At 49.3% G+C, this 13067-nt stretch carries 13 protein-coding genes and 1 riboswitch; of the genes, 6 read left to right on the top strand and 7 right to left on the bottom strand.

Annotation, left to right across the window (positions count from 1 at the left end):
• Positions 1 to 122 precede the first annotated feature (122 nt).
• The 4 genes from SD71_RS04845 (at position 123) to SD71_RS04830 (ending at position 3811) form a co-directional block, all read left to right on the top strand.
• Positions 123 to 1082, top strand: a complete 960-nt coding sequence (locus tag SD71_RS04845; RefSeq protein ID WP_082034048.1) for an ABC transporter permease — start codon at positions 123 to 125, stop codon at positions 1080 to 1082.
• 23 nt (positions 1083 to 1105) lie between these two features.
• Positions 1106 to 1978, top strand: a complete 873-nt coding sequence (locus tag SD71_RS04840; RefSeq protein ID WP_235426994.1) for a carbohydrate ABC transporter permease — start codon at positions 1106 to 1108, stop codon at positions 1976 to 1978.
• Positions 1979 to 2022: 44 nt separating this feature from the next.
• A complete protein-coding gene (murQ, locus tag SD71_RS04835) occupies positions 2023 to 2997 on the top strand; it encodes an N-acetylmuramic acid 6-phosphate etherase (protein ID WP_082034047.1) in 975 nt (324 codons plus the stop codon).
• Positions 2998 to 3310: 313 nt separating this feature from the next.
• The gene (locus tag SD71_RS04830; RefSeq protein WP_152619339.1) at positions 3311 to 3811 is read left to right on the top strand and encodes a C40 family peptidase; all 501 of its coding nucleotides are present in this window, start codon (positions 3311 to 3313) and stop codon (positions 3809 to 3811) included.
• An 87-nt stretch (positions 3812 to 3898) separates the two neighbouring features.
• On the opposite strand, the gene SD71_RS04825 is transcribed toward SD71_RS04830, so the two are convergent.
• Both SD71_RS04825 and SD71_RS04820 read right to left on the bottom strand, forming a co-directional pair.
• Positions 3899 to 5116, bottom strand: coding sequence for a GAF domain-containing sensor histidine kinase (locus tag SD71_RS04825; protein ID WP_052475957.1), 1218 nt, complete (start codon positions 5114 to 5116; stop codon positions 3899 to 3901).
• A 127-nt stretch (positions 5117 to 5243) separates the two neighbouring features.
• A complete protein-coding gene (locus tag SD71_RS04820) occupies positions 5244 to 5459 on the bottom strand; it encodes a hypothetical protein (RefSeq protein WP_041060336.1) in 216 nt (71 codons plus the stop codon).
• A 90-nt stretch (positions 5460 to 5549) separates the two neighbouring features.
• Positions 5550 to 5633, bottom strand: a riboswitch (cyclic di-GMP riboswitch).
• Between the two features lie 146 nt (positions 5634 to 5779).
• Between SD71_RS04820 and SD71_RS04815 the strand changes: the two genes are divergently transcribed.
• Positions 5780 to 6319 carry an RNA polymerase sigma factor gene (locus SD71_RS04815; protein WP_041060333.1) on the top strand — a complete coding sequence of 180 codons (540 nt, stop codon included), beginning with the start codon at positions 5780 to 5782 and terminating at the stop codon, positions 6317 to 6319.
• On the top strand, positions 6312 to 7085 hold the full coding sequence (locus SD71_RS04810; RefSeq protein WP_041060331.1) for a hypothetical protein: 774 nt from the start codon (positions 6312 to 6314) through the stop codon (positions 7083 to 7085). The genes SD71_RS04815 and SD71_RS04810 overlap by 8 nt, the downstream gene beginning before the upstream one ends.
• Here SD71_RS04810 and SD71_RS21960 read toward each other — a convergent pair.
• From SD71_RS21960 to SD71_RS04785, 5 genes are all read right to left on the bottom strand, one after another.
• Positions 7075 to 7749 carry a cysteine hydrolase family protein gene (locus SD71_RS21960; RefSeq protein ID WP_052475956.1) on the bottom strand — a complete coding sequence of 225 codons (675 nt, stop codon included), beginning with the start codon at positions 7747 to 7749 and terminating at the stop codon, positions 7075 to 7077. The genes SD71_RS04810 and SD71_RS21960 overlap by 11 nt on opposite strands.
• Before the next feature lie 24 nt (positions 7750 to 7773).
• The gene (locus SD71_RS04800; RefSeq protein ID WP_041060328.1) at positions 7774 to 8787 is read right to left on the bottom strand and encodes an ABC transporter permease; all 1014 of its coding nucleotides are present in this window, start codon (positions 8785 to 8787) and stop codon (positions 7774 to 7776) included.
• Positions 8788 to 8807: 20 nt separating this feature from the next.
• A complete protein-coding gene (locus SD71_RS04795; protein WP_041060325.1) occupies positions 8808 to 10316 on the bottom strand; it encodes a sugar ABC transporter ATP-binding protein in 1509 nt (502 codons plus the stop codon).
• A gap of 88 nt (positions 10317 to 10404) precedes the next feature.
• Entirely contained in the window at positions 10405 to 11349 is a 945-nt protein-coding gene (locus SD71_RS04790; RefSeq protein WP_041060322.1) for a substrate-binding domain-containing protein, read from the bottom strand.
• Positions 11350 to 11560: 211 nt separating this feature from the next.
• The gene (locus SD71_RS04785) at positions 11561 to 13057 is read right to left on the bottom strand and encodes an aldehyde dehydrogenase (protein WP_082034045.1); all 1497 of its coding nucleotides are present in this window, start codon (positions 13055 to 13057) and stop codon (positions 11561 to 11563) included.
• Positions 13058 to 13067: the final 10 nt, after the last annotated feature.

Genomic DNA, 13067 nt, shown 5'->3' with positions numbered 1-13067 from the left:
CAAGCATACGATCCGTCTGAAATATTGAATAGGGCCTGCCATAGGAATGAAGTCAGAGCTTGACCGACTCTTTCAGGCAGGCCCTTCTCTTTTTCAACACACACCAAGAAGAAGGTGATCATATGACCGAAATGTCCGTTCGTCCTGGAGTAGAGACGGCCGTCGCGACGTCGCACTCGCCCCGCCTCCGCCACTTTCGCCGTTACTGGCAGCTGTACGTGATGATGCTGATCCCGCTGATTCTTTTGCTCCTCTTCAAGTATGCTCCCTTGTTCGGCAACATTCTGGCCTTCCGCCGGTTCCGCCCGGGCATGGGCCCGTTCGGAACCGATTGGGTCGGATTCGCTTATTTCGAACGGTTTCTCAGCGATCCTGCCTTCTGGCGAGCGTTCAACAACACGCTGGTGCTATCCTTCGGGAATATCTTGATCAACTTTCCGATCCCGATCATCTTCGCGTTAATGCTGAGCGAAGTGCGCAACGTCAAGTTCAGAAAGCTCGTCCAGACGATCTCGTACATGCCGCGTTTCATATCCACCGTGGTCGTTATAGCCATTCTGAGCGAGATACTCTCTCCCAGCTCGGGGCTGATCAATCGGTTCCTGGTTGACGTGTTCGGCATGAGTCCGATCTACTTCATGAACGAGCAGCAATATTTCCGTCCCATCTACATCTTGAGCGAAACCTGGCAATTCACAGGCTGGACGGCCATTATTTACCTGGCGGCCATTACCGGCATCAACCGGGAGTTGTTCGAAGCGGCGGATATCGACGGGGCCGGTCGCTTCCAGAAGATTCGATACGTGACCATACCTTCCATCATGTCCACGATCATGGTCATGCTGATTCTGAATGTAGGCTCGCTGCTCAGCTTAGGCTTCGAGAAGGTATTGCTCATGTATACCCCCTCCAACGCCATGGTCAGCGACATCATCGATACGCTCGTCTACCGTACGGGCCTCATGAACCAGAACTACTCTTACGCGACCGCCATCGGTCTGTTCAGCGGCGTCGTCGGCGTCATTCTGGTGTCCGGCACCAACTGGTTCAGCAAGAAAGTATCCGGCGAAAGCATCTACTAACTTCGTGAAAGGAGCTGCAGAGGGTGGGTAAGCAACGCAGGCTTCATTCCATGACGATTGTCGACCTTCTGATTCACCTGGTGATGATTCTGGTCATCCTGATTTGCATCGTGCCCTTCTTATATATGCTGGCGCTTTCCTTGTCCAGCCCCAGCGCGATCATCAACAGCAAGGTAACGTTCTATCCGGTCGGCTTGAACTTCGATGCTTACATTCAAATTTTCACGTATCCGAACTTTTTCAAGGCGTATGGCAACACAATCTTCTACACTGTGGCGGGCACCTTGATCGCTCTATTCACGACGACCGTCTTCGCTTACGCCATGTCCAAACGATTTCTCTACGGGCACAAGTTGATAATGAAGCTGATCGTGTTCTCCATGTTCTTCTCTGGCGGACTCATCCCCACGTACCTGCTGATCTCCAATCTTCACCTGACCGGCACGGTCTGGGCCATGCTGCTGCCCTTCGCCATCAACCAGTTCAACCTGATTATCCTGATCAACTTCATACGGGCCGTTCCTGCAGAACTCGAGGAAGCCGCCATCATCGACGGCCTGGATTACTTCGGCATCCTGCTGCGGGTCATCGTCCCGCTTTCGACCCCGGCTCTGGCGACAATCGGCTTGTTTACCGCCGTGTTTTTCTGGAACGACTGGTTTAACGGCTTAATTTATCTGAATACCAACCAATATCCAGTCATGCTGTTTCTGCGCAACATCGTGAACGGTACGACTATGGTGGGCGACGGCGCAGGTGCGGCGGACAAGAGTACGATCGCCATGTCAATCAAGTCGGCGGTCATCATCACCTCCACCCTTCCGATCATCATCCTCTATCCCCTGCTGCAGCGCTTCTTCGTATCCGGATTGACGCTGGGATCCATCAAGGGGTAAGGCGCCTCGGCCATCATATACAGACAGAAAAGGATGGGTAAACCATGACTTCATACTTTGCACAGTTAACGACCGAAAAGAGCAATCCCGCAACGCATTCGATCGACGAGTGTGATACCCGGAATATGCTGTTGCTGATGAACGACGAGGACCAGCTCGTCCCCCTCTCGGTCCGCAAAGAGATCGATGCGATCGCCGCGGCGGTGGATCTGCTGCATGCCTCCCTGAAGAATGGCGGCCGGATGTTCTACGTGGGCGCCGGCTCCTCCGGACGATTGGGCGTGCTGGACGCCAGCGAATGTCCGCCCACTTACGGCACCGACCCTGAAATGGTACAAGCCTACATCGCCGGGGGCGATATCGCCTTGCGCACCGCCGTGGAGGGCTGCGAGGACGACGCGGAAAGCGGGGCTCAGCTCATTATGGACAAGGGGGTCACGTCCCGAGACGTCGTCATCGGCATTACCGCCAGCGGCTCCACTCCGTACGTGCTTGGCGCCATTCGACGGGCCAAGGAACTCGGCGCGGGCACCGTCGGCATCGTGACAAACCAAAACTCCAAGCTCGGCGAAGTATGCGATATCTGCATCGCGCCGGTGGTTGGCCCCGAGGTGGTGGCGGGTTCCACCCGACTTAAGAGCGGCTCGGCGCAGAAGCTGGTGCTCAACATGCTGACGACGGGCGTCATGATTAAATTAGGCAAGGTCTACAATAATTTGATGGTCGATCTGCGTGCCAGCAACAGCAAGCTGTACGACCGTTCCATCCGCATCGTCCGCGCTGTCACCGGCGTCACCGAGCAGCAGGCGATCGAGGTGCTGAAGCAGGCCGGTATGCAGGCGAAGACCGCCATCTTGATGATCGAAACGGGCACGGATGTTGTGGAAGCCGAACAAATTCTGCAGCGGCATGACGGCAGACTGAAAGCGGCGATCCGCAGCTTGAAGGACAACGCCGCCGCCCCCCCCCTTGCCCCTGACGGATCAGATCGCGTAGCGAATGATGGAAACGGCAGCTGATAGAGCTGTGCCGAGAGATTCACGAACTGTTATGAGGTCACCAGATCTTTCTGGTCGACCTTATTTTTATATGGTCGTGAGAGATAGCTCAATGATTATTTCTTCCATACTGAAGCATACTTCTTTCGATATTTTAGATCCTCTTCAATAAAACAGCATTTCATTAGAGAATACTAATTCAATTCTCATAAGCGGTGTTAAACCCTTTATGGCTCTACCTTTTCTTTCTATTTGGAAAAAATTATATTGTTTTTAGGCGTGGTATATTGGTTAAAGTTTCGGCTGAAAATTACTGATGGAGGGATTTACAATCTTGTTGCACACCAAACAACTCTTCCGTAAAGTCATCAGCATCGGGCTTTGCGCAGCAATTGGTTTTACCGCTCTTGGTTTTGGACAAGCAGGTAAAGCAGAAGCGGCAACCGTAACCAAGGCCGATAAGGTTATAAGCACAGGTAAAAATTATTTGGGCGTTAAATACCGTTTCGGGGCACCTTCAGGCGTTACATACGCTTTCGACTGCTCATCCTTTACACAATATATATTCAAAAAGAACGGAATCACACTACCGCGCAGTTCCTCTTTACAGGCTACAAAAGGCGTTAAGGTAGCAAAAGCGAACTTGAAGAAAGGCGATCTTGTGTTCTTTAAAGATCCGGGTCGCGCGGGTCGTATCGGACATGTCGCTGTATATATAGGCAACAATAAGATGCTAGGCGCCTCTGGCAAAGCAGTTAAAATCTCCAGCATGGGCTCTTCTTATTGGTCGAAGCATTATGTAAGCGCCCGCCGCGTCATTAAAAACTATGCCTAACATTAGAAAAACAGCTTGACGAGCGAAAGCCCGCGCCGGATGAAAGAGATCCGGGCGGGCCTTCTTTTTATCGTAGACTCTCAATAGTTACTCTAATACGGCCAACCTGAGGTTGAAGGTAAACGTCGAACCCTCATTGCTCGAATCTTCAAGCCAGATGCGCCCTTGCATCATGTCAACGAATTGTTTGCAGATAGACAATCCGAGCCCTGTTCCTCCATAGTTTTCATGAGAAAGCCTAGAATGTACCTGAGAAAAAGGATAGAACAACCGGTCCATTTGCTCATTTTGAATTCCGATCCCTGTATCCTTAACCCTAAAATAGACGTTAACATTCTCTAGATTGCTGTCATTTGAATCTAGTTCTACTGCAATATGAATTTTACCTGTCTTCGTAAATTTCACTGCATTACTAACTAAGTTAATTAAAATTTGACGAATTTTTTGCATATCCCCTGCCAGCAAAGCCGGGATATTCGAATCCATCTCGCTGCTTATTACAACCCCTTTGCTAAGGGCTTGGGCAGCAAACAGATTCATGACCTGCCGCACGCAGGAGCGGAGATCGAATGGTTCAATGAGCAGTTCCATCTTACCCGCTTCTAATTTAGAAAAATCCAAGATATGATCCAGCAATGTAAGCAATGATTGGCCGCACGTGTCCATTATTTCTAAATAATCCTTCTGTTCCTCGGTCAATTCAGTAGATTGCAGCAGGCTTGCCATTCCTACCATACCGTTCATAGGCGTACGGATTTCGTGGCTTAAGACCGCCAATAATGCGGACTTTTGCTTTGTCAGGCTGTCAACGTGGCGTGAGGCTAAGCGCAATTCCATTTCATCCATCACGATTTGAGCCAGTTTTTTCAGAATATTGAGTTCCTGTTCCGTAATCGTACGCGGTTTATAGTCCATCACACATAACACGCCAAGGTTGTAGTTGTCATGAGTTGTCAGTGGGACACCGGCGTAAAAACGGAAGCCTGCCTCTCCCGCTACCAACGGATGTGCAAGCGATTGAGGGTCGATACTGGCATCATTAAGAATATAGGGCAAATCACGAAGAATGGCTGACGAGCACAGTCCAGGCTCCCGTTGAACCTCCTGCAAGTCCACTCCATGATGAGATTTGAACCAAATCCGCTCCGTATCCACCAGACTGGTAATCGCAACGGGCACATTTAACAATTCGGAGGCAAGAGATGTAATTCTGTCAAAAGCGCCATCCGGGGGTGTGTCAAGTATCTGATATCGCCGTAAAGCCATTATCCGTTCTTGCTCTTTTTTGTCGATTGCCTCGAACATGGCTAATTTACCTTCCTGTACATCAGAGATAATCTAAAACATTACCCGTTTACTGATAAATTGAATCATGATAAGACAACAACAAAAAGCTTGGATATCCAAGCTTTTCAGCGAATGTAACAAACAACTAATTAGCTTCGGGGGAATCGGGTTCATTCTCAGGTATGGAGCTTTGTTTAGACGAAACATGCTTGGTGTTCGCAATTATGCCGGAGTTTTGTTTGTTTTGTCTTTCTTTTTCCACGAGTCTTTCAAGATTTTTGATTCCTTGATTCAAATTATTTTGTTTTTCTCGCAGTCCTCCAAGGTCATTGAGAATCTTCTTCAATGCTTCGTCTTCCATAGATCATCTCCCCCCGCCGCTCATAGCGAATTATCGTAGTTTAGGTCGGAAGAAAGTAAAAAAGACCCAAAAAGGGTCTTTTGTGGCCCCCTTGGAAACCCGGCTGTCATAGCTTTCGCCTTAGACCCGTGGCTTTGCGTCCTTACCTTTTCGATAAGTTTGCCTTTTTCAATAGGAGAATTGTCTTGTTAAATGTATATACATGTACATCACCTAAAAATTACCCAATTCTCGCCGAAATGAAACAGGATGATATCTTCAGAAAATAAATGGAACCTTTACATTCGTAGTTTAGTCTATTTTCTTGAGGTGACAGCTGAGTGGATGACGTGTATCTGAAGAATGTTAATACATTAGATGATAGCCAGCTTGACCAGCTGATACGATGCTATTGGGATGATGTCCGCAATTACATTTTTCTCATAACCCGAAATCAGGATTTGGTGGACGATTTAACCCAAGATACCTTTATCAGGGCCTTCCGCTCGCTGGATGCGTTTCGTGGAGAAGCGTCATTTAAAACTTGGTTATTGAAAATTGCGAGAAACGTTTCAGTTAGCCACCAGCGTTCGGCATGGATCAAAAGAGTCATTCCCGTTGACCGTTTGTCAGCCCTCGGCAATTCACCTTCTGCGGAATCGGAATTCTTTCTACACTCGAATTTTCAATACATTTGGAGCAAGGTCTTTAAGCTCCCCGCGAAACTACGGGAAGTCATGATCTTAGATGCTAAGTATGGGCTTAGTGTTAAAGAGATTGCCTCCATTCTTCAAATATCAGAAGGTACCGTAAAGTCCAGATTAAATCGGGCGCGCTCTAAAATGTCTTCATGGCTGGAAGGAGGTTTTATCGATGGATAGCGAAAAACCCAATTGGTATGATCAATTAAGAATGGGGCCTTTAAATAGCTCTTCGCCGAATGTTGTACAAATAGAGCAGATTAAAAGAAGTGTGACCACAAAACCTGCAGACACCAAACGATTTCGCCGACTGTCACGACTGGCATTAGTTATAACATCACTTGTCGTTATTCTAAGTATCGGATTTAATGCGTATCAAAATCGGTTGGAAACCGGTATTCAGAGTGCCGCAATCTCTGGCAGCCAAGAGTGGAAAGACTTGAAGCAAGCAGTAATGGATTTTACAAATTATGATGCAATTAACCTTGTGCACGTGGAGCCTTCTGATAATGGTGCTTTTGTATTCTATCAACGGCCATTGACGGAAGAAAGCCAAAAACGCAATGGCGACACTATAAATTTATCCGTTGAATATATGAAAAAAACCTGGAATGGGTGGAAGTGGATCCATAGCGGTGGATTCGGAAGCAGCGTGCTGAAGAATAAATCTGTCTATTATCAATACCTAAAGAGCCCAGATGCCTATATTCATACAACTACACCTTTTCCTCTGGTTTATGGTGTGTTCTTTAATGAAAGTGTGGAAAGTGTATTTGTTGACTCCGGAGACCATTTTTCCACTCAGGCTGTTAATTTCCCTATCAGTGACAGCACGACCGGTTGGTTTGCATTTCTTCCCAATAGCACCGAGGAAATATTGATTCTCGCAAAAGACAAAGATGGACACACCGTTGAAGCTGAAAAGTTGGATCCCACTACCGAATGAGTGTTGATCGATTGCTCCAACGTCCTTCCAATTCATCGATGATTCGATCAGAGAGTTCGACTCGGCCGTATTTCATGCGTATTCCCTCAAGCGATGCTTTCTGAAGCGTATCCGAAAAGGATGAAACCGCGTCTTCCGCCACCACGCACTTGATATGTCGGTGGAAGGCACCACGTACGGTATCTTCCACGCAAATTTGCGTCACGGTACCGGTGGCCACGATGTATTCCACACCGTGATGCCGAAGCAAATCCTCCAGAAACGTATGATGAAAAGCGCTATATCCGTATTTCTCGATAATCGGTTCGCCCGGATGCGGATACAGCTCATCGATGATATCGGAGCCGTCCAACGGTTCGTCCCGGTCGAGATACTTTTTCATGACGCCTTTCCAGCAGCTCTTTTCCTCCGGCCCGCACATCGGTGACCATTCCCACAGCAGAGAATACTTGTTCGATGCCAGAAACTTGGTATACACGACCGGCAATCCGTTCAATCGGAAATAATCGATCAATTTCCTTTGAACAGGAATGGTCTTTCGGGTATCCGGGACTTGTTGCTTTCCCCCCTGACGCACAAAATCATTCTGCATATCAATGACCAGAAGGGCGCACTTTTCTTTCTCCAACAAGTAAGGTAGGGCTTTCGTCACAGGATATGGCATTGAATTATCCTCCCGGGAAAAGGGTTATCTAACCGCTTCCTTCCGCTGAAGCAGCACGGCAAGTACAACAAGCGTGCCTTTGATGGCGTTGACAAGAAACACGTCAACTCCGGCGATATTCAGGATATTGCTGATAACTCCCAGGAGCAGGACGCCAAAGACAACTCCAATGATCGATCCTCTGCCTCCATTCATGGCTACACCGCCGATCACAACAGCCGCGATGGCGTTGAGCTCATAGCCCTGGCCGGAGGATGTGGCATTGATGCTGTTCATCCGGGAGGTTTCGATAATGACGGCCAAGGCCACCATGAGCCCCATGAGCATGAACGCGAGGATCTTCACCCTGTCGGTATTGATTCCGCTCAGGCGCGCCGCCTTCTCATTGCTTCCTACGGCATACACGTGGCGGCCGAATCGGGTATATTTCGCGATGTAGTAGCAGGCTGCCGCAATTATTGCAAAATAAATAATAGGAAGAGGAATGATCCCAAACAGGTTCGAATTTGATATTTTCGTAAAGGCCGGAACGTTAGAGAAAAATCCGCCGCCCTCCATGAAGTACATGCTTACTGACCTGTATATGCTCAGAAAGCCTAAGGTCACGATAAAGGAAGGTACCCTCCCTTTTGTAACGATCAACCCGCTCAAGGCGCCGAAGACCGCGCTGCATATCAAAGCCGCCAATATACCGAAGACTATCGCCAGCCATCCGAGTTCAGGATTAAATAGTGTGCCAAAGAAATTGGTAATGGCAATGGCGATGGCGCCTACGGCTACCAGCATCGAACCGATACTTAAGTCAATGTTTCCGGAAATGATAATAAACGCCATGCCCAGCGCCAATATTCCCAAAATCGCATTGTTCCTCAGAATGTTTACAAAATTCTGAATATCCAAGAAGGACTCGCCCAGAAAAATAGACGCGATGATGATGATCCCGAGTAACACCCAAATAATGCTGTATTGTCCCCAGACCTTTCCTAGCGACAGCGTCATACTTCTTTCTCTCTCGGCCACTTTCTGATTGACAATCATCAAGCGCATCCACCTTTTGCTTAGTTTAAAGAACCGCCGGTTGACAGGATCATCAGCGCTTCTTCGGTACATTCGGTTCGGTCAAGTTCCCCTTTGATTTCACCATGGTACATCACACAAACCCTGTCGCAAATTTTGATCACTTCCTGCGCTTCTCCGGACATCACCATCACGGCGACGCCTTTTTTGGCCAATTGCATGATCTGGGCGTAAATTTCATTTTTAGCTCCGACGTCAACCCCTTGTGTGGGATTCGCGAAAATCATAATTTCGGGCTTGGAATGGAGCCATTTGGCCAGAACGGCTTTTTGCTGGTTGCCGCCGGAAAGACTCGTAATATACGAATCAAGCGAAGGAACCTTTATTCTTAGGGATTGAACAAATCCTTCGGCCACCTCATTTTCCTTTTTGCGATTGATGCCCAATAGCTTTTTGAAGCTGCCAAGGGTCGAAAGAGTAATATTTTCCGTAACGGTAAGGTCTTTTACAATCCCGTTTTCTTTCCGATTATCCGGCACATAGCCGAATTTCCTCTTCCTGGCTTTTTCGGGGCTTTTATTGACGATTTTCTTGCCGCTCACTTTTATGGAACCCGAATGGATCTTCAGATCGCCAAAAATCGCTCTCGCAAGCTCCGTTCGCCCGTCTCCCAAAAGGCCGGTAAACGCCAGAATTTCGCCTTTTCGAAGCTGGAAGGAGACATCCTTAAGATCGGGATGGGCGGAAAGGTTCTCGACTTGCAAAATCACTTCGCCAATGGAATGCTCCTCATAAACCTCCACGCTCAACACGTCACGTCCCACCATATATCGGGCCAGCATTTCAGGAGTCGCTGTGCCTTCCGGCTTGTGAATGTCGTCTTCGATGATCTTCTCGCCGTTTCTTAACACCGTGTATCTGTCGCAGATTTCGACCACTTCCCCCAGCTTGTGGGAGATGAAAATAATAGAAGCCCACTTCTCCTTCAAGTTGCGCATGATTTCAAATACGTGCTCGATTTCAGCGCTTGTAAGAGAGGAGGTAGGCTCATCCATAATAATGATATTGGCATTCCGAAGAAGGGCTTTCGCGATTTCAATGATTTGCTTGTACGAGGCGTCCAAATCGCCTACCATCGCTTTGGGATCCAGCTTGACCCCCATGTAGTCGAAGATTTCCCGCGATCTTCCGATCATATCTTTGGCATTGATCCGACCATACTTATTCGTTAACTCGTAGCCTAGAAACATGTTTTCATAGACATAAAGGTCATTTACCACGTTCAATTCCTGATGGATAAACGCAATGCCATGATGCTGGGACGCGCTCGGGGAGTGGATGCTTACTTCCTTGCCTCCGATTTCGATTTTGCCGCTGCCGGCCTCAATCACGCCGCCCAATATGTTCATGAGCGTGGTTTTGCCCGCGCCGTTCTCACCCAGCAGCGCATGGATTTCGCCCGGCCTTACGAACAGGCTCACGTTCTTCAGCACAGGAACCGTGTCAAAGCTTTTGTCGATGTCGATCATCTTCAATGCATACTCGGACATCTTGGCAACCCCTTGTTTGATGGTATGCCGGAATCCGAAAAATCCGGATTCCGGCAGTGTTTCGGGTGAGGTGCTTTAGGGACAGCGATTAGTACGGAGAACTTGCGTCGATGTAATCTTTTACATTATTCTTGTCCACGATCTTCGAAGGAACGATGGTTTCCGCTTTCGGAGTTTCGCCCTTGAGGATGGCGTCGGCCATCTTCACGCAGTCGATGATCATGTTCGGGGAGTACAATGCGCTTGCAAGCCATATATCCGTAGTGGGCATGAGCTTGAAGTAGGACTGGGCTCCGCCGCCGCCTGTCATCACTTTGATATCGGTTCGGTTCTGCTCTTTAATCGCTTGGTACAGGCCTACAGAAAGCTCATCATCAATGGAGAATACGCCGTCAATTTTCTTGTTTGCCTGAAGTGCGTCCGTCATCGTCTTCAATCCGGATTCGGGTGCGCCGTTGGGGCTGTCGTACTCACCGATGATCTTGATATCGGGAGCAACCTTGGCAATCGTCTCCTTGAAGCCTTTGACCCGCGCGCCGTTCACGGCGTCACCGTATGCGGCTATACCGTTGATAATGACATCGCCCTTGTTGCCGAGCTTCTCGGCGATGTATTTGGCGCCTTCGACACCGATTCCATAGTTGTCTCCCGCAAGGTAGTAATCCGGTTTGGCGGGGTTGATGGTCCGGTCATAGTTGATCAGCGTGATGCCGGCATCCATGATTTTCTGTGCGGCGACGGCAACCTGGTCGTTGTGCGGGAACAAAATAATGATTTTCGGTTTCATATTGATCAGGTCGTCAATCTGGCTGGCTTGTTCGTTGGGATCTGCGGATGCGAGAAGTTTGTAGTTCATGCCAAGCTCTTTGGCGGTTTTGTCGGCGTAGTACTGCACTGCTGCAACCCAGCCCGTTGGGGCTTGGGGTACGCTGATGCCGATGAGATCTTTGGAAGACCCGGAATCCTTTGTCGCACAGGCTGTCATTGCGAATACGAGAGCAAGAGCCATGATGGTTGCCAAGAGTCTCTTCATTTGTTAACCCATCCTTTATCAGCATTTTTTATTCACAACAGGCGAATATACTGCCCGTACGAATACATCCTAATTGCAATCGCTTCCAAGTCTGCATGTTCATCCGTGCTTCGCTATTAAAGTATCGTTTACTATTACTATTTATTGCTATTTTAGTTAGTTATTTTTTTTATCTGTCAATTACTTAATTTTGAAAGAAGCGAATTAAATATTAATATTTCATGCAGATCGTGGAGACCTCACTGTAGAAGTCTAGACTGAAACTGCCGCCTTGACGGCCAATCCCGCTCTGTTTCTCTCCGCCGTAGGGTGTTCTCGGATCACGCAAAAACCAGGTGTTGACCCAGGTTAGTCCCGCTTCGATCTGATGCGAAACCCGGAACGCGCGGCTGCTGTCCTTGGTCCAGATGGACGCGCTCAAGCCATAATGCGTGTCATTGGCATAGCCGATAACTTCCTCTTCCGTATCGAACGGTTGGATCGTGACTACCGGCCCGAACACTTCCTCCCGGGTGACCCGGCACTCTTGCGTAAGCCCGGTGATGATCGTCGGCTCCAGATAGAATCCTCGGTTCGATACTTCCGCGGGTTTACCGCCGGTCTCGATGATGCCGCCCTCCTCCCTGGCCGACTCGATATACTCGAGTACGCGCTCGTAATGCTGCCTGCTGATCAGCGCTCCGATATTCGTATCCGGCTTCAGAGGATCGCCGACGATCTGCTGCTTCGTACGGGCAACGAATTTCTCGACAAACTTGTCGTAAATCGGTCGTTGCACGTAAATACGGGATCCGCAAAGGCAGACTGCGCCTTGGTTGATGAAGCTGCTGCGTAAAGATGTTTCCACGACTTCGTCTAGATCACAGTCCTCGAACACGATGTTCGGGTTTTTGCCGCCTAGCTCGAACGACAGCCGCTTCAGGCTGGCCGCGCCGGCTTTCATGATGCTTTTGCCGGTCGAGGTTTCGCCCGTAAAAGCGATGGCGCGGATATCGGGATGCTCGGACATCGCCTCGCCGACCAGCCGCCCCGCGCCATTCACGATATTGACCACGCCATCCGGCAGACCGGCTTCCTTGCAGATTTCTCCCAGCAGCGTCGCGGTCATCGGCGTCCAGCGTGCCGGTTTCAGCACGACCGTGTTGCCCATGGCCAGCGCTGGCGCGAGCTTGGCGCTGAGCAAGAGCAGCGGCAGGTTCCACGGATTGATCATCCCGACGACACCGAGCGGACGGCGCACGACGAAGCTGAGAGCCCCCTGTTCGTTCGGATAGGCTTCGGTTCCCATCGTGGAAATAAAATTGGCGTAAAAATGATAGCTTCCGGCGGAGCGTGGCATATCGACGTTGGTGGACAGCCACAGAGGTTTACCGGTATCCATCGTCTCCAGCAGAGCCAGCTCGTCTTTGCGCTGAAGGATTATGTCGCCGATCCTCCTCAGGATCGCCGCACGTTCGCTGAGCTTGGATTGCTTCCATCCGCCGTGGAAAGCCCTTTTCGCGGCTTCAACCGCTCTGTCTACTTCGGCTTTGCCGCCTTCCGCCACTTGCCCGATTACTTCTTCGGTCGCGGGATTGATGTTGTCGAATGTGCTGCCCGTCGATAAGTCCAAATATTCGCCGTCTATAAAATGCCTGCAATCCATCCCTTTTGTGCCTATTGCCACCTTGCTCTCCTCCTTCTTATAAATACGAATGGGAAAAGTCATTTCATGTCGA

The organism is Cohnella kolymensis (genome assembly GCF_000829465.1).
Lineage (GTDB): Bacteria > Bacillota > Bacilli > Paenibacillales > Paenibacillaceae > Cohnella > Cohnella kolymensis.
Note: the sequence above shows the minus strand (reverse complement) of the source record. Positions and strands in the feature narration are given on the sequence as shown.